Genomic DNA, 21345 nt, shown 5'->3' with positions numbered 1-21345 from the left:
GCCCCACCCACCCCCGCCGACGCGACCACCATGCGCGCCACCCCCGCAACCCCGCCCGACCCACCCCCGGCCGCTCAAGCCCCGCCCGCCGCCCCGCCCGCCGTCCCGCCCGCCGTCCCGCCCGGCACCGAGCCGCCGCCGGTCTACGCCACGCGCCTGCCGCCACCCTTCACCCGCACCTACGGGCTGCGCCGCGGCGCTGCCAGCGGCCTGGCGACGCTGCAGTGGGCGCCCGACGAAACCGGCTACACGCTGACCCTGGCCGGCGAAGGCGCGGCGGCGGCGGTCGCCAGCCGGCGCAGCGAAGGCGGCTTCGACTTTGCAGGCCTGGCGCCGGCGCGCTACAGCGAAAGCCGGCGCGGACGCGAGCTGCGCGCGGTCAACTTCCGCCGCGAGGCCGGGCTCATCAGCTACAGCGGCCCGAGCACCCTGCACCCGCTGCTGGCCGGTGCCCAGGACCGCCTGAGCTGGATGTTGCAGCTGGCCGCGGTGCTGGCGGCCAATCCGGCGCTGGCCGAGCCCGGCGCCGAGTTGAAGATGCTGGTGGCCGGCACGCGCGGCGACGCCGAGGTCTGGACCTTCGCCGTCGCCGGGCCCGAGGCGGTGGAGTTGGCCGACGGCCGCCAGGTGGCGGCGCTGCGGCTGGAGCGCGAGCCCGCCGGCCCCTGGGATTGGCGCGTCCAGGCCTGGCTGGACCCCGCCGACCACCACCTGCCGCTGCGCCTGCGCCTGTTGCTGCGTGCCAGCGGCGAGGGCAGCGAGTTCCTGCTGCGGCCCTGACCGAACCCTGGCCCATCTGCCACCCGCGGGCGGCGCCCCTTGTGCCGCCCGCCCCGCTGCGCCAAGATGGCCGCCCACAAGGCCGGTTCGGGGGTGGTCCGGATGGCAAGAGCTTTCGCCGATGCGCGCTGCGCGCCTTCCCCCGGGCTGCTGCAAGCGCCGGTGCTGGACCTGCTGTGCTCGCACTTCGTGCTCACGCTCACGCTGCGCCAGGCCGGCCATTTCAACAATCCGCGGCGCGACTGGAACAGCCTGCTCGCGCTGGTGGGCCGCCACCTCGTCTGGCCGCTGCCCGTGCTGGGCCGGCTGCGCGGCTTTCTGCGCCAGCGCTGCAAGGGCCATGGGCCCTGGCGCGGCCACGAGCAGCTGTCGGACACCGCCTTCCTGGCCCGCCATGGCACATGGCGCGGGCCTTATGAGGAAGGCACGCTGTTCTTCTACCTCGACGAATACGTCAAGGACGCGCCCAAGGACTTGCTCACCACGCTGGCCTGCAGCTGCGACTGGCTGGTGCGCCGGCTGCAGAAAGAATCGGCCCTGGTGCAGAAGAACATCGATGCGCTGGCCGGCCTGCTGCAGCTCAACCCGGCCGAGCGCGCGCTGCTGCTCTACGGCACGCTGGCGCGCTACCAGCGCGAGCTGCGCGGCCTGCTGGTCGAATTCAAGGTCGGCAGCGCGCACGAGGCCTATGCCGCCATCGCCGCGGTGGCCGGGGTCGAGGCGGGCGAGGTCGCCGAGGCGCTGCGCGCCGGCTCGCGGCTGGAGCGCATCGGCATGGTCGAGAACCTGATCAGCGAGCACAACATCACCGACCTGGCCGACCTGATGAAGGTCAGCGAGCAGCTGCCGCCGGTGCTGATGCGCGAGTACCGCGCCCCGGGTGAGCTGATGGCGGTGTTCACGCGGCCGGTGCCGGCCAGCGACTTGCTGCCGGCCGACTTCGCCTTCGTCGCCGACGAGGTGGCGGTGCTCACGGCGCTGCTGCGCCATGCCGCGGCGCGGCGCGAGCCGGGCGTCAACGTGCTGCTCTACGGCCCGCCGGGCACCGGCAAGACCGAGCTGGCCAAGGTCTGCGCCGGCGCCGCCGGGCTCACGCTCTACGAGGTCGAGTACGCCGACCGCGACGGCAACAGCCTGTCGGGCCGCGACCGCTACCGCAGTCTGCAGATCAGCCAGGTGTTCCTGAAGGGCAGCGCCGGCGTGGCCTTGCTCTTCGACGAGGTGGAGGATGTGTTCCCGCCCATCAGCAGCGAGGCGGCCCAGCTGATCGCGCGCCTGGACAGCGGCGACGGTGGCAGCGGCATGAACAGCAGCGTCAGCGGCAAGGCCTGGGTCAACCAGATTCTCGAGACCAACCCGGTGCCGGTGATCTGGGTCACCAACCGCATCGAGCAGATCGACCCCGCCTTCCGCCGCCGTTTCCAGTACCACCTGCGCCTGCTGAGCCCGCCGCCCGGCGCACGCGAGGCGCTGGTCGCCCGCGCGCTGGCCGGCGTGGCGGTGGGCGAGGGCTTTGCGGCACGCCTGGCCGGGCGCCGTGGCCTCACGCCGGCGCAGATCCGCACCGCGGTGAGGTTCGCCAAGCTGGCACAGCCCGTGGATTCGGCCTCGGTGGCTGCGGGGGATGGGGCGGCCTGCGAGGCGCTGATCGAGCGCCAGCTCTCCAACGCCGACCGCGCGCTTGGCGGCGCCGCAGGCGGCGAGCGCGGCGCGCGCCCGGTGGCGACAGCCTATGACCTGACGCTGCTGAATGTAGAGACGCGCTACGAGCTGCCGCGCATCATCGAGGCGCTGGCGCGGCGCGGCCACGGCACGCTGTGCTTGCACGGCGCGCCCGGCACCGGCAAGACGGCGCTGGCCGAGCACATCGCGCAGGCGCTGCAGCGGCCGCTGATGATCCGCCAGGCCAGCGACATCGCCAGCAAGTACGTCGGCGAGACCGAGCAGAACATGGCCCGCATGTTCGAGGAGGCGGCGGCCGAGGGCGCGGTGCTGCTGCTCGACGAGGCCGACAGCTTTCTGCGCAGCCGCCGCCTGGCCGAGCGCAACTACGAGATCACCGAGGTCAACGAGATGCTGCAGGGCATGGAGCGCAAAGGATGCGTCTTCATCTGCACCACCAACCTCTTCGACGAAATCGACGAGGCGGCGCTGCGCCGCTTCACCTTCAAGATCCGCTTCCACCCGCTGCGCGCCGAGCAGCGCGAGCGCATGTTCGTGGCCGAGGCCCTGGGCGGCGACGCGGCCCGGCTCGATGCCGACCAGCGCAGCCGCCTGGCGGCGCTGGACCAGCTGGCGGCGGGCGACTTCGCCGCCGTGCAGCGCCAGGCGGACATCCTCGGCGTGCCCTGCACGGCCGATGAATTTATGAGCCAGCTTGAGGCCGAGCACCGGCTCAAGCCCGAGGTCAGGCAAAGGCGTGGCATCGGCTTTTCACGTTAGCGTGCAACAGCCCACGAACGGCGCGCGCCAGGGCCGGTGATAGTGCCGGCCGCTTAAGCACGCCGCGCGAGCCGGGTGGGATGATGGTTTCATGACATATCCCTGCAACACCCGATGAACCGTTCGGGCTATTCCCTCGGCGAATCTTCGCTGCTGCTGTGGCTGGGCGCGGCCCTGGTGGCGGTGCTCGCCGCCCACGTCTTTCTGGGCTGGCTGCGCGAGGCCCAGCGCCAGCCCACGCTGCGCGCCAATTGGCTGGCCCTGGTGCTGGCGGCCTTTTCGATGGGCACCGGCATCAGCGCCACGTTGTTGCTGGCGCTGGCGGCCGAGGCCCTGAGCTTCGGGCTCGGCTACCGCCTGCTGGCGGTGCCGGCGCTGTGGCTGGGTGGCATCGCCGCTGTGCTGCCGCTGGGTGCCTGGCTGATGTGGCGCCAGGACCGCCTGGCCCTCATCGCCTGCGGCGTGCTGCTGGGCGGGCTGGCGCTGGCCCTGCAGGCCGGCTGGCTGACGGCGGTGGGCTTTCGCCCCGGCTTGCGCTGGAAGCCTCACTTCATCGCCGCCGCGGCCATGCTGCAGATGGTGGGCCTGGGCCTGGCCTTGCGCATAGGCCTGGGCCCGACCGCGATGGCGCGCGACGGCATGCTCTGGCGCCTCGGCGCGGCGGTGCTGATGGCCGCCAGCCTTGTGGGTGGCCAGGAACTGCTGCTGCTTGACGCCGGCCTGATGGCCCAGGTGGGCTCGGTCTACGACAACGAGATGCCGGGCACGGTGCTCAGCCTGGCCGTCGGCGCGCTGGCGCCGCTGGTGATGGCGGTGATGGCGGTCGATCTCGGCCTGCGCCGCGGCATGTCGCGCCCCTACGGCCCCGACATGGCGCCGCCCAAGCGCCGCAAGCGCCGCCACCGCATCCGCACGCTGTAGGCGGGGCCTTTGCGCGGGCCTTTCTACAATCGGGGCATGAATACCCGCACCCCGGTCTACACGCGCGGCGCCGCGCTGGCGCAGCTGATGCAGGAACGCATCGCCATCATCGACGGCGCCATGGGCACCATGATCCAGCGCTACAAGCTGGGCGAGGCCGATTTCCGCGCCGAGCGCTTCGCCGACCACGCCAAGGACTTGAAGGGCAACAACGACCTGCTGGTGCTGACCCGGCCCGACGTGATCCGCGAAATCCACGGCCTGTACCTGGCCGCCGGCGCCGACCTCATCGAGACCAACACCTTCGGCGCCACCAGCATTGCGCAGGAAGACTACGGCCTGGCCCACCTGGCGCGCGAGATGAACGTGGCCGCCGCGCGTGTGGCGCGCGAGGCCGCCGATGCCCACGCCACGTCCGCGCGCCCGCGCTTCGTGGCCGGCGCCCTGGGCCCCACGCCGCGCACCGCCAGCATCAGCCCCGATGTCAACGACCCCGGCGCGCGCAACGTCAGCTTCGACCAGCTGCGCGACGCCTACCGCGAGCAGGCCGAGGGCCTGTTCGAGGGCGGCTGCGATCTCTTCCTGGTCGAGACCATCTTCGACACCCTCAATGCCAAGGCGGCCATCTTCGCGCTGGACGAGTTCATGCACGACAGCGGCGAGCGCCTGCCGGTGGTGATCTCGGGCACCGTCACCGACGCCTCGGGCCGCATCCTCTCGGGCCAGACCGTGGCCGCCTTCTGGCATTCGGTGCGCCATGCGAGGCCGCTGGCGGTGGGGCTGAACTGCGCCCTCGGCGCCGCCGTGATGCGGCCTTACATCGAGGAGCTGAGCAAGGTCGCGGCCGACACCTATGTCAGCTGCTACCCCAACGCCGGCCTGCCCAACCCGATGAGCGAGACCGGCTTCGACGAGACACCGGCCGTCACCGGCGGCCTGATGGAGGAGTTCGCACGCGCCGGCTTCCTCAACATCGCCGGCGGCTGCTGTGGCACCACGCCCGAGCACATCGCCGAGATCGCCCGCCGCGTCTCGGCCTACCGGCCGCGCACGCGGCACGATCCTTTGTTCAGCGGGCTGCTGGCGGCCTGAACCGCATCAGATCTCGACTTTCGTGCCCAACTCGACGATGCGGTTCGTCGGCAGATGCAGGAAGTCGGCCGCCGCGGCGGCGTTGCGGTGCATGCTGGCAAAGAGCTTTTCGCGCCACAGCGCCATGCCGCCGCCGAAGGTGGGGATCACGGTATCGCGGCTGAGGAAGTAGCTCGTCTCCATGTCGTCGAGCTGCACGCCGCGGCCGGCCAGCAACTGCAGCGCCTCGGGCACGTCGGGGTCGTTCTTGAAGCCGAAGTGCAGCGTCACCTGCCAGCAGTCGCGGCCCAGGGCCTCGACCTCGCAGCGGCGCGCAAAGCCTATCCAGGGCACCTCGTGGTGCTGCACGGTGACGAAGAGGTTGTGCTCGTGCAGCACCTTGTTGTGCTTGAGGTTGTGCAGCAGCGCAAACGGCGTGCTGCCCTTCTCGGCGCTGAGGAAGACCGCCGTGCCCGACACGCGCAGTGGCGGGCTGATGAAGATCGACTGCAGGAAGGGCTCGAGCTCGATGGAGTCCTCGCGCATGCGGTCGGCCATGAGGTGGCGGCCCTGCTTCCAGGTCACCATGAGGGTGAACATGCAGGCCCCGATGACGAGCGGGAACCAGCCGCCCTCGAGCACCTTCACCGCATTGGCGGCGAAGAAGGTGATGTCGACGACGAAGAAGAAGCCGGTGGCCGCGATGCACAGCGCCAACGGCAGCTTCCAGGCCCAGCGGATGACGAAGAAGGTCATCACGGTGGTGATGGTCATGTCGATGGTCACCGCGATGCCGTAGGCCGAGGCCAGCGCGCTGCTGCTGCCGAACATGCCCACCGCCAGCACCACGCAGGCGAAGAGCGACCAGTTGACGAAGGGCACGTAGATCTGGCCGGTCTCGCGCACGCTGGTGTGCAGGATGCGCATGCGCGGCAGGTAGCCCAGCTGGGCCGCCTGCTTGGTGACCGAGAAGGCGGCCGTGATCAGCGCCTGCGAGGCGATCACCGTGGCCAGCGTGGCCAGCACGATGAGCGGGTAGAGCGCCCATTCCGGCGCCATCTCGTAGAAGGGGTTGCGCGCGTTCTCGGGGTGCTGCAGCAGCATCGCGCCCTGGCCGAAGTAGTTGAGCAGCAGCGAGGGCATCACGATGGAGAACCAGGCCAGGCGTATCGGCTTCTTGCCGAAGTGGCCGAGGTCGGCATAGAGCGCCTCGCCGCCGGTGACACACAGCACCACGGCGCCCAGCGCGACGAAGGCGGTGCCGGGATGGGCCAGCATGAAGCCCAGCGCGTGGTGGGGTGAGAGCGCCTGCAGCACCTGCGGGTACTCGACCAGGTGCCACACGCCCAGCACCGCCAGGGTGCCGAACCAGAACAGCGTGATGGGGCCGAACAGCCGCCCCACGGCGGTGGTGCCGAAGCGTTGCGCCGCGAACAGCGCCGTCAGCACGACCAGGGTGATGGGCACGATGTAGCGGTGCAGGCCGGGGGCGGCCACTTCCAGGCCCTCGACCGCCGAGAGCACGCTGATGGCCGGCGTGATGACGCCGTCGCCGAAGAAGATGGCGGTGCCGAAGATGCCCAGCAGCAGCAGCCGCGAGCGCAGCACCGGCCTGTCCTTCACTGCCTGCGAGGCCAGCGCCAGCATCGCGATCAGGCCGCCTTCGCCGTTGTTGTCGGCGCGCAGGATCAGCGTCACGTACTTGAGCGTGACGATGACCGTCAGCGTCCAGAACACCAGCGAGAGGATGCCCAGGATGTTCTCGGGCGTCAGCGGCACGCGGCCGTGGGCAAAGACCTCCTTCAGCGCGTACAGCGGGCTGGTGCCGATGTCGCCGTAGACGACACCGATGGCGCCCAGCGTGAGGCCGATGAGGGCGCCGGGGCGCTCGGGGCGCTCGTCGGACTTCATGGCCGGCCGCCGCTGGTGCTGCCCGGAGTGCGGCACGGAGCCGCCGAGGTTCTTGGACTCAATCGAAGCTTTCGGCGTCGGGGTCGCTGGCTTCGAGCTCGTAGGCCGCGGCCAGCATGGCCAGCCGCGCCACCACGCCATACATGTAGAAACGGTTGGGCGCGCTGGCGCCCGGGCGCTGGCCGCGTCGCGGTAGCTGGCTGCTCTCGGCAAAGGCCAGCGGCACGAAGCTGGAGCCGGCGTGGTCGAGCGCCTCGTCGGCGCCGCGGTTGGCGTGTACGCGGTAGAAGCCGCCCACGACATAGCGGTCGATCATGTAGACCACCGGCTCGGCCACCGCCTCGTGGATGCGCTCGAAGGTGGCCACGCCCTCCTGCACCACCACGTCGACCTCGCCTTCGACGCCGGTGCCGGCCAGTTGCTCGCGCAGGCGCGGCACCAGGGTGTCGAGATCGCGCAGATCGCGCAGCAGGGCCAGGGCGCTGCTGTCGCTGCCGGCATCGGCCTTGACGAGCACATAGGGGCGCTCGTTGATGCCGTATTCCTTGTACTTGCGGCGCACCTTGGTGAAGAGGGCCTCGACGTTGGCGCGCAGCGCGTCCAGCGGGTCGCTGCCGGCCGCATCGACGCGGCCGCCGGGGCCGTGCAGCGGGTTGATCAGCCAGGGGTCCATGCCCAGCAGCTTGGCGAACTTCTTGGCCACTTCCTCGTAGCTGCGGAAGTGCCGGCTCTTGCGCCGCACCGCAAAGCCGGCGTGCAGCGGCGGCAGCAGGTACTGCTCGTGCAGATGCTGCAGCACGCGCGGCACGCCACCGGCGAGATCGTTGTTGAGCAGGATGGTGCAGGGATCGAAATCCTTGAGCCCGAGGCGGCCGCGCGTGCGCAGCAGCGGCTCCAGCACCAGCTCGCCGCCATCGGGCAGGGCCAGCGGCGTCGCCGCCGTGACCTCGGGGTCCATCGAGCCCAGGCGCACGTTCAGCCCGGCCTGGTTGAAGACCTGCACCAGGCGCTGCAGGTTCTGCAGGTAGAAGCTGCTGCGCACCGCATTGCCCGGCACCAGCAGCAGGTTGCGCGCCTCGGGGCAGATCTTCTCGATCGCCGCCATCGCCGCCTGCACCGCCAGCGGCAGCATCTCGGGCGTGAGGTGGTTGAAGGCGCCGGGGAAGAGATCGGTGGCCACCGGCGCCAGCTTGAAGCCGGCATTGCGCAGGTCGACCGAGGTGTAGAAGGGTGGCGTGTGCTCCATCCACTCGAGGCGGAACCAGCGTTCGATGGCCGGCATCGACTCGAGGATGCGCGCCTCGAGTTCGTTGATGGGCCCGGTGAGGGCGGTGGTGAGGTGCGGAACCATGTGCAGCCTGGGTTGCAGTGGGGCATTCTGGCAGATGGTGACGCCGCCAGAAGCGACAAGAGCGCCCCGGGGGGCGCTCTCGTGAGTGGCTGTTCGGTGGCGGGGGCGGCCGGCGTTGCCGCCGCCCCCGCATCCGGTACCTACTTGTTGTAGGCCGTCTCGCCGTGCGAGGTGATGTCCAGGCCTTCGCGTTCTTCGTCTTCCGGCACGCGCAGACCGATCGTCAGGTCGACCACCTTGTAGGCGATGAAGGCCACCAGCGCCGACCACACCACCGTGATGCCGACGGCCTTGGCCTGAATGAGGAACTGGTCGAAGATGCCGACCGAGCCCACCGTGGCCGTGACCCAGTCGGTCACCAGGCCCGGGCCGCCCAGGGCCTGGTTGTTGAAGATGCCGGTGAGCAGCGCGCCGATGATGCCGCCGACGCCGTGGACGCCGAACACGTCGAGCGAGTCGTCAGCGCCCAGCATCTTCTTCAGGCCGCTCACGCCCCACAGGCAGGCGAAGCCGGCGACGGTGCCGATCACCAGCGCGCCGACGATGCCCACGTTGCCGGCGGCCGGCGTGATGGCCACCAGGCCGGCAACGGCACCCGAGGCGGCACCCAGCATCGAGGCCTTGCCCTTGTGCAGCGCTTCACCGGCGCACCAGGCCAGCACCGCGCAGGCGGTGGCCGAGAAGGTGTTGAGGAAGGCCAGCGCGGCGCTGTTGCCGGCTTCGAGCGCCGAACCGGCGTTGAAGCCGAACCAGCCCACCCACAGCAGCGAGGCACCGACCATGGTCAGCGGCAGGCTGTGCGGCGCCATGGCTTCCTTGCCGTAGCCGACGCGCTTGCCCACCATGTAGGCGCCGACGATGCCGGCCACGGCGGCATTGATGTGAACCACGGTGCCGCCGGCGAAGTCCAGCGCGCCCCATTGCCAGATCAGGCCGGCCTTGGCATTGAGCCCGTCGACCACTTCCTTGCCGGTGTAGGCATCAGGGCCCATCCAGAACCAGACCATGTGGGCGATGGGCGTGTAGCTGAAGGTGAACCAGATCACCATGAACAGCAGCACGGCGCTGAACTTGATGCGCTCGGCGAAGGCGCCGACGATCAGGCAGCAGGTGATGGCCGCGAACGTGGCCTGGAAGATCACGAACACGATCTCGGGGATGACCACGCCCTTGCTGAAGGTGGCGGCCATCGCGAAGCTGCCGGTGGCGGGGTCGAACACGCCCTTGAGGAACAGCCGGTCGAGGCCACCGATGAAGGCATTGCCCTCGGTGAAGGCCAGGCTGTAGCCGTAGACGAACCACAGCACGCTGATGAGCGAGAAGGTCACGAAGACCTGCATCAGCACCGACAGCATGTTCTTGCTGCGCACGAGGCCGCCGTAGAACAGCGCCAGGCCGGGGATGGACATCATGATGACCAGCAGGGTGGACACCAGCATCCAGCTGACGTCGCCCTTGTTGGGCACCGGGGCCGGTGCGGCCGAGGCCGGTTCGGCGGGGGCTGAGGCCGCCGCGGGTGCGGCGGCAGGGGCCGCTGCCGGTGCGGCCGTCGCCGCTGCCGTGGCCTCGGGGGCCGAAGCCGCCGGGGCCTGCGCCAGCGCGCTGCCGGCAAAGCCCAGGGCGGCAAGCCCCAGGGCCAGGATGGAGATGAGTTTCTTCATGGTGGTTGTCTCGTCTGGGCTGCGGGGCGCGGTCTAGAGCGCGTCCTTGCCGGTTTCGCCGGTGCGGATGCGCACCACCTGTTCCAGCGCGGTGACGAAGATCTTTCCGTCGCCGATCTTGCCGGTGCGGGCCGAGGCCTCGATGGCCTCGATGACGCGGTCGACGATGGCCGTGTCCACGGCCGCCTCGATCTTCACCTTGGGCAGGAAGTCGACCACGTACTCCGCGCCGCGGTACAGCTCGGTGTGGCCCTTCTGGCGGCCGAAGCCCTTGACTTCGGTCACCGTGATGCCTTGAACGCCGATGGCGCTCAGGGCTTCACGCACTTCGTCGAGCTTGAAGGGCTTGACGATCGCGGTCACCATCTTCATGGTCGATCTCTCCTTGGTTTCAGAAACATGAACGGGTTGCCAGGCGGTGGGCCCTGGCGGCCGGGGAAGCGGCCCTGGGCAGCGGCTTCCGAGGCGGAAACTTGCTTCACTGCCCGGGTTTGCAGGTTCTGTGCCAAAGCCCTGGCGCGCACCGGGCCACTTCGTCGCGGTGCGTGGGCCGCCCCCGTGGGCGGTATGTCATGCACTGCTTTGGTGATGCGGGGTGGCGCGCACGCAAATGGTGCGCGCCAAGCCCGGCCGACGTACACGCACAATCGCCGCCGGGGAGGAGACGCAAAGATGTCGCTCGCGGTCGTGATGAGCCGGGCGCTGGACGGCCTGGACGCACCGGCTGTCCACGTCGAGGTGCAGCTGGCCAACGGTCTGCCCAGCTTCACGCTCGTGGGCCTGGCCGATACCGAGGTCAAGGAGGCGCGCGAGCGCGTGCGCGCGGCGCTGCAGCAGAGCGGCTTCGCCTTTCCCCACAACAAGCGCATCACCGTCAACCTGGCGCCGGCCGAGCTGCCCAAGGAATCGGGCCGCTTCGACCTGCCCATCGCCTTGGGCATCCTGGCCGCCGACGGCCAGCTCGACGCGCTTAGGCTGGCGGCCTGCGAATTTGCCGGCGAACTCTCGCTGGCCGGCGAGTTGCGCCCGGTGCGCGGCGCGCTGGCGCTGGCACTGGCCCTGCAGCGCAGCGGCGACACGCGCACCCTGGTGCTGCCCGCGGCCAGTGCGCGCGCCGCGGCCCAGGTGCCGGGGCTGGACGTGCGCGGCGCCGCCACGCTGGCCGAGGTGGTCGCGGCCCTGGTTCCGGGCGAGGCCACCGAGCCGCTGGCGCGCGCCTTGCCGCTGCCGCGCGAGGCGCCGCCGCCGGGGCCCGATCTGCGCGATGTGAAGGGCCAGGCCGCGGCCAAGCGCGCGCTGGAGATTGCCGCCGCGGGCTCGCACAGCCTGCTGCTGGTGGGCCCGCCGGGCACCGGCAAATCCATGCTGGCCCAGCGCCTGCCTGGCCTGCTGCCGCCCCTCACCGACGAGGAAGCCCTGGCCAGCGCCGCCCTGGCCGGCCTGGGCAGCAGCGTCGCCGCCGGCGCCGCCTTCGGCCTGCGCCCGGTGCGCGCGCCGCACCACACGGCCAGCGCCGTGGCCTTGGTGGGCGGGGGTTCACCGCCGCGGCCGGGCGAGATCAGCCTGGCCCACGGTGGCGTGCTCTTCCTGGACGAAACGCCGGAGTTCCCGCGTGCCGCGCTGGAGGCACTGCGCGAGCCGCTGGAAAGCGGCCGCATCACGATTTCGCGAGCGGCACGCCAGGCCAGTTTTCCGGCGCGCTTCCAGCTCGTCGCGGCCATGAACCCCTGCCCCTGCGGCTGGCGCGGCGCGCCGGCCGCTTTAGGCAAGGCCTGCCGCTGCACGCCCGACGCCGTGGCGCGCTACCAGGGCCGGCTCTCGGGCCCCCTGCTCGACCGCATCGACCTGCAGGTGGAGGTGCTGGCCGCCCCCGCCGCCGAGTTGCTGGCCCTGCCCGAGGGCGAGGCCAGCGCAGTGGTGGCAGCCCGTGTGGCGGCGGCGCGGGCGCGGCAACTGCAGCGCCAAGGCGAGGCCAATGCCTTGCTGGAAGCCGGCCGCCTCGACGAACACTGCCGCCTCGACGAAGCCGCGGCGCGCTTTTTGCGCAATGCCGCCGAACGCCTGGGCTGGAGCGGCCGCCGCCTGCACCGCTGCCTCAAGGTGGCGCGCACCATCGCCGACCTGGCGGGCAGCGAGTCTTTAGGTGTCGCCCACCTGGCCGAGGCGCTGCAGCTGCAGCGGGTCTTGATGGGCTGAAGGGAGGACTCATTGATCGGAATCCACAGGCATGCCGCGGCGCGGCTCGCACAGCTTCTCGTCGGTGCGCTGGCGCTGGCGCTCGTGGCCGCATGTGCCAGCACGACGGCCACCTTGGTACCTTCGCCGCAGGCGCCAGTGTGCGACCGGGGGGCGACGGCACTTGTCCTGTGGGCGCCGGCGTGGCGCCCCGACCAGAAGGATGTGGCGCAACGCGAGGAGGCCGCTGCGGCCGGCCTCGGAAACTTCCTGGCCGGTTCGCCCTGCTTTGCGCGTTCGGAGATCCGGCGCATCCCCGATCTCGCCCCATCGTCGGTGGCTGCCGAAATGTCCGCGGCCGGCCCTCGGTTCGACCGGGTGGTCGTCATCGGCGTGCGCGAGCTGGGGCCGGTGCTCAGCCTGCTGTCCTCCGCGGCGCTCGTGGAAGGCGGCACGGAAGTCGTGCTCCAGGTCGCCGAGCACGCCCCGTCCGATGCCACGCGGACGCGCGAGTTCGTCGTGCAGTGGCGCCACGGGGGCCCCGGGGTGGTCAAGGGCGTGGCGAGCCTGCCCGCCGACATGCAGGCCGCCTTGGTCGCGGGCCTGCAGCCGGTCGAGGCCGCGCGCTGACGCCCAGGCCGCGGGTGATGGAGAAGTCCTCGATGCGCTTGCAGGCATGAACCCACCGCGCAATCTCGTCCAGAAGCTGGGCGCCCTGGCCATGCTGTGCTTCGAAGGCGCACTGCGCTTCGGCGTCGCCTCCGCCGCCGCGCTTGCCGCGATCCTGGGCCAGTTCGCCCTTGCCGTCGTTCTTGGCCTGGTGGCGCTGGGCATCTTCCTGCGCCTGTGGCGCAAGCGCGCTTCGGGGTCTCGGCGCGGAGCCGGCTCGGGCTGACTCGGCCATGCCGGGCCCGACCCTGGCCACGCCTTCAGCGCAGCGCGTCCAGCCCCACCGTGATGCAGCCATCGGGCCACTCGATCACCGGCCGCTTGATCAGGCTCGCCTGCAACAGCATCGCGGCACGGGCCGTGGCGGCGTCGACCACCGCGTCGCGGGTGGCTTCGGGCAGGGCGCGCCAGCTTGTGCCCTTGCGGTTGAGTAGCACCTCCCAGCCGGCGGCGGCCAGCCAGGCGTCCAGGTGCGATTCCGGCACGCCGGCCTTCTTGAAATCGTGGAACTCGTGCGCCAGGCCGCGCTCGGTGAGCGCGGCGCGCGCCTTCTTGACGCTGTCGCAGTTGGGGATGCCGTAGAGCTTCATGGCTTGTCCTGTTCAGATTACGAGGGGGTCGACGTCCACCGCCCAGCGCAGCAGGCCCTTGTGTGCCGCGCGCAGCGCATTCAGCTGCGGCAGCCAGCCGGCCAGCATGCGCTGCAGCTGGCTGCGCGAGGGCGATTCCAGCAGCATCTGCATGCGCTCGACATCGGCCACCTTGGCCACATGGGGCGGCACCGGCGGGTAGACCGTGATGCCGGGCTCGGTGCGGGCCAGCGCCGCGGCGTCGCGCAGAAAGCCGGCCGCCGCGTCGGCGCTGCGGGCGTCGGCGCGCAGCAGGGCCAGCGCGGCAAAGGGCGGCAGGCCGGCGGCGCGGCGCTCGGCCAGCTGGCTGGCGGCAAAGGCCTCGTAGTCGTGGGCGCGCAGCGCGGCATAGAGGGGGTGGGCCGGGTGCCAGGTCTGCACCCACATCTCGCTGCGCGCGGCCTGTTCGGCGTCGCGGCCGGCGCGGCCGGCGGCCTGCATCAGCAGCGCGAACAGGCGTTCGGGGGCGCGGAAATCGCTGCTGAAGAGCGCCGTGTCGGGGTTGACCGCGGCCACCAGGGTGACGCGGCGGAAATCGTGGCCCTTGGCCACCATCTGCGTGCCCACCAGCACGTCCACCTCGCCGGCGTGGACGGCGGCGAGCTGCTGCTCCAGCTCGCCGGCGCCGCGCGTGCTGTCGGCGTCGATGCGGGCGATGCGCGCCGTGGGCAGCAGCGCGGCCAGCTGCTCCTGCAGCTTCTCGGTGCCGCGGCCCATGGGCGCGATGTCGAGGTTGCCGCAGTCGGGGCAGGCGCGCGGCACGCGTTCTGACAGGCCGCAGTGGTGGCAGCGCAGCGTGCGGTCGGCCTTGTGGAAGACGCGCCAGGCGCTGCAGTGGGCGCAGCCGCTCTTCCAGCCGCAGGCGCTGCAGTGCAGCACCGGCGCATAGCCGCGGCGGTTGAGCAGCAGCAGGCTTTGCTCGCCGCGCTCGGTGCGTTCGGCAATGGCGTCCAGCAGGGCTGGCGCCAGCACGCGCTCGCCGCCGGGCACCTTGGGCAGGCGGCCCATGTCGAAAAGGCGCACGCGTGGCATGGCGCCGCCACCGATGCGCGCGGCCAGCGGCAGCCGCGTGTAGCGGCCCTCCTGCACGCGCTGCCAGGTCTCCAGCGAGGGCGTGGCCGATCCCAGCAGCACCGGCACGCCCAGATGGTGGGCGCGCCAGACGGCGAGGTCGCGCGCCGAGTAGCGCGCGCCCTCCTGCTGCTTGAAGGAGGGGTCGTGCTCCTCGTCGACGACGATCAGCCCCAGGCGCGGCAGCGGCGCGAACACCGCCAGCCGCGTGCCCAGCACCAGATCGGCCAGGCCCAGATGGGCCGCGAGCCAGTGGCGCAGGCGCTGCGCCGGCGTCAGGCCGCTGTGCAGGCTGGCCAGCACGCGGCCGGGAAAGCGCGCCGCGAAGCGCGCCTCCAGCTGCGGCGTGAGGTTGATCTCGGGCACCAGCACCAGGGCCTGGCGGCCGCGCGCCAGGGCTTCTTCGGCGGCATGCAGGTAGACCTCGGTCTTGCCGCTGCCGGTGACGCCGTGCAGCAGCACCGGGCGCGGCGGCGTGGCGCTGCCGTCGGTCATCGCGGCCAGGGCCTGCAGCGCCGCCTGCTGCTCGGGGCTGAGTTCGGGGCGCGTCGGGGCGGCATGCTCAGCTTCCGCGGCCAGCGCCGGCTTCCGCAGCCGGGCGATGCGCCGCGCCAGCCGCGTGTCATCCATCTTGCGGAGATCCGGCGGCAGCACCGCCAGCGCCAGCTCGCCCACGCTGCGCTGGTAGTAGGCGGCGGCAAAGCCGACCAGGGCGCGCCAGCCGGCATCCAGCGGCGGCAACGAGGCCAGCGCGGCGCCCACGGGGCGCAGCGCCAGGCCCTCGGCGGGCGGCTCGGCGCTGGCGTCCCAGACGATGCCCAGGGTCTCGCGCCGGCCCAGCGGCACGTTGATCAGGGTTCCCGGCGAGAGTGTCTGCTCACTCAGGTAGGCCAGCAGCGAGCCCACCGCGGCGTGGCGCGGGGCGTCCACGGCCACGCTCAAGGTCAGGGCCTCAGCCATGCCCACAGTTCGTGAACTTGCGCACGAATCGCAGGTTCGACCTCAACAAGGAGGCGCAAGTCCATGATTGGGAAGGCCTTTTCCAGATGTCCACGGATTCTGTGGATAACTATGTGGGAAAACTGCGCCCAGTGCGCCCAAGTCCTTGATTCTTCGGGGGGGCGCTGCCGTTGCCCAATTTGGCAGCAGCGCCGCTAAGGCTTACGAATCAACAACTTAGCACGAATTCTCGGCCTTTCGCGGGGCGACACTCCCCGTGGTACTGAGCGTTGCGCCGCAGCACCCAATATGGGGATAAGTCAAGCCCTGAGTACTCACTCACGGGAGGGTCGCGCGCTGGCGCGGCCCGCGGCGCCTAGACCGGCGTGCGCAGCGTGCGCGAATGCCGGTGTACGGCTTCGACCAGGGCCTGCACATGCTCGGGCGGCGTGTGCTGGCTGATGCCGTGGCCGAGGTTGAAGATGTGGCCGTCCCAGCCGCCGTCGGCGCGCTGGGGGCGGCCGAAGGCGTCGAGCACGGCCACGGCCTCGCGCGCCACCGCCTCGGGCGGGGCGAAGAGCACGGCGGGGTCGAGATTGCCCTGCAGCGCGACGCGGCCGCCCACCTGGGCGCGGGCGCGGGCGAGGTTGACGGTCCAGTCCAGCCCCACCACGTCGGCGCCGCAATCGGCGATCTGCTCGAGCCAGGGGCCGCCGCCCTTGGTGAAGACGATGACCGGGATGGTCTTGCCGTCCTTCTGGCGCTGCAGGCCGGCCACGACGCGGCGCGTGTAGTCGAGGCTGAAGCGCTGGAAGGCGCCGTCGGCCAGCACGCCGCCCCAGCTGTCGAAGACCATCACGGCCTGCGCGCCGGCGTCGATCTGCGCGTTCAGGTAGGTGGTGACGGCGCGCGCGTTGATCTCCAGGATGCGGTGCATCAGGTCAGGCCGGCCGTAGAGCATGGTCTTGACGAGGCGGTAGTCGTCGCTGCCGCCGCCTTCCACCATGTAGCAGGCCAGGGTCCAGGGGCTGCCCGAGAAGCCGATCAGCGGCACGCGGCCGTTCAGCGCCTTGCGGATGGACGTGACGGCGTCGGTCACGTACTGCAGCTTGGCCATGTCGAAGCAGTCCAGCGCCGCCACCGCGGCCTCGTCGCGCACCGGGCGCGCGAATTTCGGGCCTTCGCCGGCGCCGAAGCTCAGGCCCAGGCCCATCGCGTCGGGCACGGTGAGGATGTCGCTGAACAGGATGGCGGCGTCCAGCGCGTAGCGGTCCAGCGGCTGCAGCGTCACCTCGGTGGCGTACTGCACATTGGTGGCCAGGCCCATGAAGCTGTTGCCGGCCTTCACCCGCGTCGCCTTGTACTCGGGCAGGTAGCGCCCGGCCTGGCGCATCAGCCACAGGGGCGTGTGGGTGGTGGGCTGGCGCAGGCAGGCGCGCAGGAAGGTGTCGTTCTGGAGTTCGGGCCACATGGGGCGCGATTATGGCCGGCCGGCCGCCCGGCCCATGGCGCCAGCGGGCTTGCAAACGGGGCCGGGCGCCCCATCTGAGGCGACGGGTACGATGCGCCCGCCAACCGAGATGGAGCCCTCAATGACGCTTGCCCGCCGCCCCGCCCGGATTGCCGCCCTGCTGCTGGTCACCGCGCTTGCCGCCCCGCTGGCGGGCTGTGGCTACAACGATTTCCAGCGCCTGGACGAGCAGGTCAAGGCCGGCTGGAGCGAGGTGTTGAACCAGTACCAGCGCCGCGCCGACCTCATCCCCAACATCGTCGCCACCGTCAAGGGCGAGGCCAATTTCGAGCAGGAGACGTTGACCAAGGTGATCGAGGCCCGCGCCCGCGCCACTTCGATCCAGGCCACGCCCGAGCTCGTCAACAACCCCGAGGCCTTTGCCAAGTTCCAGGCGGCGCAGGGCGAGCTGACCGGCGCCCTGAGCCGCCTGATGGTGGTGAGCGAGCAATACCCCAACCTCAAGGCCAATGCCGCCTTCCAGGATTTGCGCGTGCAGCTCGAAGGCACCGAGAACCGCATCACCGTGGCGCGCAACCGCTACATCAAGACGGTGCAGGAGTACAACGTGCTGGCGCGCAGCTTTCCCAGCAACCTGACGGCGATGGTCTTCAGCTACTCGGTCAAGCCCGGCTTCACGGTGCAGAACGAGGCCGCCATCTCGGCGCCGCCGGCGGTGAGCTTCGACAAGCCTGCTGCTCCGACGGCGCCGGCCGCACCGGCGTCGAAGTAGGCGCCGCGGCCTCGACATGATGCTGCGCGCCCTGCTGCTGGCCTGGGCGCTGCTGTGGGCGGCCTGCGCCGGCGCGCAGGACGTGCAGCCGGTGCCCCCGCTTGGCGGCCGCGTCATTGACGCCACCGCCACGCTGAGCGCGCCGCAGATCGCCGCGCTCGACGCCAAGCTGGCCGGCTTCGAGGCCGCCGCCGGCCCGCAGATCGTGGTGCTGATGGTGGCCACCACCGCGCCCGAGGACATTGCCGCCTATGCCCAGCGTGTCGCGGACAGCTGGAAGATCGGCCGCCGCGACATGGGCGACGGCGTGCTGCTGCTGGTGGCCAAGGGCGACCGCAAGATGCGCATCGAGGTGGCCAAGGCGCTGGAAGGCGCCATCCCCGACCTCGCCGCGCGCCAGATCATCGACGGCGCGCTGCGCCCGGCCTTCCGCGCCAACGACTATGCCGGCGGCCTCAACCAGGCGGTGGACCGCCTGATCGCGCGCATCCAGGGCGAGGGCCTGGCGCCGCCCTCGCGGGCCACCGCCAGCGCGCGGCCCGGCCTGCAGCTCGACGAGCTGGCGCTGTTCTTCTTCGTCGCCGTGCCCCTGGTGGGGGGCTTCGTCACACGGCTGCTCGGCCGCCGCCTCGGCTCGCTGCTCACCGCGGGCGTGGCCGGCGGTGTGGGCTGGTGGCTCACGGCCAGCCTGCTGGTGGCCGCCGGCGCGGCCGTGGTGGCGCTGGTGCTGGTGGGCCTGTTCGGCATCGGCTCGGCGTTGCGCCGGGTGGCCGGCGGCTCGGGCGGCCTGCCGCATATCGGTGGCTTTGGCGGCGGCGGGGGTGGTTTCGGTGGCTGGAGCGGCGGCGGTGGGGGCGGCGGCTTCTCGTCCGGCGGCGGTGGTGATTTCGGCGGCGGTGGCGCCTCGGGAGACTGGTGATGGGCAGGCTGGCACGCATCCTCCGGCACCGCTGGTACGACGAGACCGACACTGCACGCGCCCTCGATGCCGCGGCGCTGGCGCGGCTGGCGCAGCGCGTGGCCGCCAGCGAGCGCGGCCACAGCGGCGAGATCCGTCTGTGCATCGAGGCCGGCCTGCCGCTGTCCTATCTGTGGCGCGACGCCACGCCGCGCCAGCGCGCGGTGACGATGTTCGGCAAGCTGCGCGTCTGGGACACCGAGCACAACAACGGCGTCCTCATCTACCTGCTGCTGGCCGAGCACGCGATCGAGGTCGTTGCCGACCGCGCCGTTGCGCGCGCCGTGCCGCAGGCGCACTGGGACGGCGTGGTTGGCGCCATGCGGGAGGCCTTCCGCGGCGGCCGTTTCGAGGACGGCCTGGCCCAGGCCGTGGATGCGGTGGACGCCGTGCTGGCGCAGCATTTCCCGCTCGCCGCCGGCCAGGCCAACCCCAACGAGTTGCCTGACCGCGCCGACCTGCGCTAGTCGCGGCCCACGTCCAGCGTGAGCCGGTTGCGGCCGTCGTGGCGCTGGTAGTGCAGTCGACTCGCGAAGCGCCGCATCAGCCGGATGCCCAGGCCGCCGGGGCTGGCTTCGGCCAGGCTGGCCGGTCGCGTCGGCAGCGCCGCCGTCACCGGGTCGAAGGCGACGCCGTCGTCCTCGATCACCAGTTCAACGCGGTCGCTGTGTACCCCCACCGACAGCTGCAGCTCGTGGCTTTCGGGCTGCGCGAGGCCGTGCATGGCCACGTTCATCACCGCTTCTTCCAGCAGCATGGCCACCCGCAGCCGCGCCGGTGCGGCCACCGCGCGCTCGGCCAGGAAGGCCTCGACCGATGGCAGACCGCGACTCAGGCCTGCGGCCGAGGCGGCCAGCGCGAGTTGCAGCTTGCGCTCCATGATGGCGCCAATCAGGCCACCACCAGGGCCAGCGCCTCGGCCTCTGAAGGCACCACGGCCACCAGGCTGTCGATGGCGGCGGTTTCCAGCACCTCCTGCACCAGCGGCTGGGCACCGAACAGCACCAGCTTGGTGTGGCGGGCGCTCATGGCACGGGCGGCCGAGATGACCATGCGTATGCCCATGGACGTGAGCAGTTCCACCGCGCCCAGATCGACGATGGCATTGCGGCTCTGCGCCACCACGGCCGCCATGAACCGGGTCTCGACGCGGTCCACGCCGGCGGTGTCCAAGCGGCCCCGCAAAGCGACCTTGAGCGCCCGGCCGGGCGCGGTCTCGGTGACTTCGATATCCATGGCATCTTCTCCTGGCAAGGCCGGCCCAAGCGGGCTAACCAGCCAGATTAAGTCGGCTTCAAGACAGGAAGGTGACACTGAGCAGCGAGAAATCGTCGGCCAGCGGCCCCGGCCGGGCGCGTGAGCGCACCGCGCGGTGCAGCCGCTCGGGCTCAGGCAGGCCGGGCTGGGGCGGTTCGAGAAGCAACGGCGTGAAGTCGGCCAGGCTGCCCAGCACGCCGGCGGCCGTCTCGATCTCATAGACGCCGTCGCTGAAGACGTGCAGGCAGGCACCGGTGTCGACCTCGACCTCGTCGGCCGTGTAGACGCGGCCTGGGGCGGCGCCGACGACGGGGTTGCGCGTGCGCAGTGGCCTCAACGCACGGCGTTCGGCGTCCACCAGGAAGGCCGGGTGGTGGCCGCCCGAGGCATAGCGCAGCCGCCGCGTGCGCAGGTCGTAGCTGCCGTACCAGATGGTGAAGAAGAGGCCGCCATGCAGCGCCATGTCGAACATCGCGTTCAGCCGCGTCAGCACCTGGGCCGGGTCGGCGAAGTCGACCCCCGGCAGGGCGCGCTGGCGCAGCACATTGAGGATGGACACCGTATGTACCGCGGCCGCCACGCCGTGGCCGGAGACGTCGATCAGGTAGCCGGCGAAGCGGTGCTCGTCGATCTGGGCATAGCCGAAGGCGTCGCCGCCGAGCTGGGCCGAGGGGCGGAAGAACCACTCGGTTCGCACCGGACCCTCACGCATGGGCGGCGGCAGCAGCGACTGCACATAGCGGCTGGCGCTGTCGAGATCGCGCTGCAGCTCGTCGGAGCGCTCTGCCTCGTGCGGCGGGCGGAACTCGTGGCGCAGCTCCAGCCTGCCTATCTGGAGCAGGGAGCCGCTGGGCAGCAAGGCCGTGCCGGCGACGCGCACGCCGTCGATGAAGCTGCCGTTGGTCGAACCGCGGTCGGTCACCTCGAGCGCGGCCAGGCCCGGCGTGGCCTTGACCTCGCAGTGCAGGCCGGAGACCTCGCTGTCGGCCAGCACCAGTTCGCAGGGCACGCGGCGGCCTATGCGCATGGTGGTGCTGCCCACGGGCACGCGGCGGCTGCGCTCGGGGCCACTGCCTGCGGCATCGTCCAGCACCACCAGGTAGTGCACCCAGCTGGCACGCGCGTCGGCCACCGGCGCGGCGCGCGACTGGGTCACCATCACCGTGCGCTCTTCGGCGGGAGGGGCCCCATCGGCCTGCCAGGTGCCCAGGGCTTGGTCGGGTTCGAATTCCATGCTGTTCATCGCAGCCCTCGGTAGCGGGCGAAC

The 21345-nt window shown here is 71.4% G+C and carries 20 protein-coding genes; 10 read left to right on the top strand and 10 right to left on the bottom strand.

What is annotated here, in order from left to right; genetic code table 11:
• From JMV16_RS23195 to JMV16_RS23180, 4 genes are all read left to right on the top strand, one after another.
• Positions 1–780, top strand: a 780-nt coding sequence (locus tag JMV16_RS23195; protein WP_236580672.1) for a DUF3108 domain-containing protein, incomplete at its 5' end; no start/stop codon positions are given.
• A gap of 102 nt (positions 781–882) precedes the next feature.
• The gene (locus JMV16_RS23190) at positions 883–3222 is read left to right on the top strand and encodes an ATP-binding protein (protein ID WP_201496695.1); all 2340 of its coding nucleotides are present in this window, start codon (positions 883–885) and stop codon (positions 3220–3222) included.
• Between the two features lie 114 nt (positions 3223–3336).
• Complete coding sequence (locus JMV16_RS23185) at positions 3337–4143, top strand: hypothetical protein (protein WP_201496694.1); 807 nt, start codon at positions 3337–3339, stop codon at positions 4141–4143.
• 36 nt (positions 4144–4179) lie between these two features.
• On the top strand, positions 4180–5235 hold the full coding sequence (locus tag JMV16_RS23180) for a homocysteine S-methyltransferase family protein (protein WP_201496693.1): 1056 nt from the start codon (positions 4180–4182) through the stop codon (positions 5233–5235).
• A gap of 6 nt (positions 5236–5241) precedes the next feature.
• Here JMV16_RS23180 and JMV16_RS23175 read toward each other — a convergent pair whose 3' ends face one another.
• From JMV16_RS23175 to JMV16_RS23160, 4 genes are all read right to left on the bottom strand, one after another.
• Entirely contained in the window at positions 5242–7125 is a 1884-nt protein-coding gene (locus JMV16_RS23175) for a potassium transporter Kup (protein WP_201496692.1), read from the bottom strand.
• Positions 7126–7183: 58 nt separating this feature from the next.
• Positions 7184–8476, bottom strand: coding sequence for a glutamate--cysteine ligase (gene gshA / locus JMV16_RS23170; RefSeq protein ID WP_201496691.1), 1293 nt, complete (start codon positions 8474–8476; stop codon positions 7184–7186).
• Between the two features lie 140 nt (positions 8477–8616).
• Positions 8617–10137, bottom strand: a complete 1521-nt coding sequence (locus JMV16_RS23165) for an ammonium transporter (RefSeq protein ID WP_201496690.1) — start codon at positions 10135–10137, stop codon at positions 8617–8619.
• Positions 10138–10170: 33 nt separating this feature from the next.
• Positions 10171–10509 (bottom strand): P-II family nitrogen regulator, encoded by a 339-nt coding sequence (locus JMV16_RS23160; RefSeq protein WP_201496689.1) that lies wholly within the window; start codon positions 10507–10509, stop codon positions 10171–10173.
• 300 nt (positions 10510–10809) lie between these two features.
• On the opposite strand from JMV16_RS23160, the gene JMV16_RS23155 reads away from it, so the two are divergent.
• Genes JMV16_RS23155 through JMV16_RS23145 form a run of 3 tightly spaced genes read left to right on the top strand, consistent with a single transcriptional unit; the run spans position 10810 to position 13207 of the window.
• Complete coding sequence (locus JMV16_RS23155; RefSeq protein WP_201496688.1) at positions 10810–12333, top strand: YifB family Mg chelatase-like AAA ATPase; 1524 nt, start codon at positions 10810–10812, stop codon at positions 12331–12333.
• Between the two features lie 12 nt (positions 12334–12345).
• Entirely contained in the window at positions 12346–12942 is a 597-nt protein-coding gene (locus JMV16_RS23150) for a hypothetical protein (RefSeq protein WP_201496687.1), read from the top strand.
• Positions 12943–12988: 46 nt separating this feature from the next.
• Positions 12989–13207 (top strand): hypothetical protein, encoded by a 219-nt coding sequence (locus JMV16_RS23145; protein ID WP_201496706.1) that lies wholly within the window; start codon positions 12989–12991, stop codon positions 13205–13207.
• Between the two features lie 34 nt (positions 13208–13241).
• On the opposite strand, the gene JMV16_RS23140 is transcribed toward JMV16_RS23145, so the two are convergent.
• From JMV16_RS23140 to hemE, 3 genes are all read right to left on the bottom strand, one after another.
• The gene (locus JMV16_RS23140) at positions 13242–13571 is read right to left on the bottom strand and encodes an arsenate reductase (RefSeq protein ID WP_201496686.1); all 330 of its coding nucleotides are present in this window, start codon (positions 13569–13571) and stop codon (positions 13242–13244) included.
• A 12-nt stretch (positions 13572–13583) separates the two neighbouring features.
• Positions 13584–15641 (bottom strand): primosomal protein N', encoded by a 2058-nt coding sequence (locus JMV16_RS23135; RefSeq protein ID WP_201496685.1) that lies wholly within the window; start codon positions 15639–15641, stop codon positions 13584–13586.
• A gap of 355 nt (positions 15642–15996) precedes the next feature.
• Positions 15997–17091: a uroporphyrinogen decarboxylase gene (gene hemE / locus JMV16_RS23130; RefSeq protein ID WP_201496684.1), complete on the bottom strand. Its 1095-nt coding sequence runs from the start codon at positions 17089–17091 to the stop codon at positions 15997–15999.
• A 121-nt stretch (positions 17092–17212) separates the two neighbouring features.
• Here hemE and JMV16_RS23125 point away from each other — a divergent pair, with 121 nt between their 5' ends.
• From JMV16_RS23125 to JMV16_RS23115, 3 genes are read left to right on the top strand one after another with little or no spacing between them, the layout of a single operon-like run.
• Positions 17213–17863 (top strand): LemA family protein, encoded by a 651-nt coding sequence (locus JMV16_RS23125; protein WP_201496683.1) that lies wholly within the window; start codon positions 17213–17215, stop codon positions 17861–17863.
• 19 nt (positions 17864–17882) lie between these two features.
• Complete coding sequence (locus JMV16_RS23120; RefSeq protein ID WP_236580671.1) at positions 17883–18782, top strand: TPM domain-containing protein; 900 nt, start codon at positions 17883–17885, stop codon at positions 18780–18782.
• A complete protein-coding gene (locus JMV16_RS23115) occupies positions 18782–19288 on the top strand; it encodes a TPM domain-containing protein (RefSeq protein WP_201496681.1) in 507 nt (168 codons plus the stop codon). The genes JMV16_RS23120 and JMV16_RS23115 overlap by 1 nt, the downstream gene beginning before the upstream one ends.
• On the opposite strand, the gene JMV16_RS23110 is transcribed toward JMV16_RS23115, so the two are convergent.
• Genes JMV16_RS23110 through JMV16_RS23100 form a run of 3 tightly spaced genes read right to left on the bottom strand, consistent with a single transcriptional unit; the run spans position 19285 to position 21321 of the window.
• Entirely contained in the window at positions 19285–19701 is a 417-nt protein-coding gene (locus JMV16_RS23110; protein WP_201496680.1) for an ATP-binding protein, read from the bottom strand. The two genes, JMV16_RS23115 and JMV16_RS23110, sit on opposite strands and share 4 nt — an antisense overlap.
• A gap of 11 nt (positions 19702–19712) precedes the next feature.
• Entirely contained in the window at positions 19713–20057 is a 345-nt protein-coding gene (locus JMV16_RS23105) for an STAS domain-containing protein (protein WP_201496679.1), read from the bottom strand.
• Between the two features lie 58 nt (positions 20058–20115).
• On the bottom strand, positions 20116–21321 hold the full coding sequence (locus JMV16_RS23100) for a PP2C family protein-serine/threonine phosphatase (RefSeq protein ID WP_201496678.1): 1206 nt from the start codon (positions 21319–21321) through the stop codon (positions 20116–20118).
• Positions 21322–21345 lie beyond the last annotated feature (24 nt).

The sequence above is a fragment of the Rubrivivax sp. A210 genome, from assembly GCF_904426505.1.
GTDB lineage: Bacteria > Pseudomonadota > Gammaproteobacteria > Burkholderiales > Burkholderiaceae_C > Rubrivivax.
The sequence above is the reverse complement of the archived record's forward strand: the minus strand, read 5'-3'. Positions and strand labels throughout refer to the sequence as shown.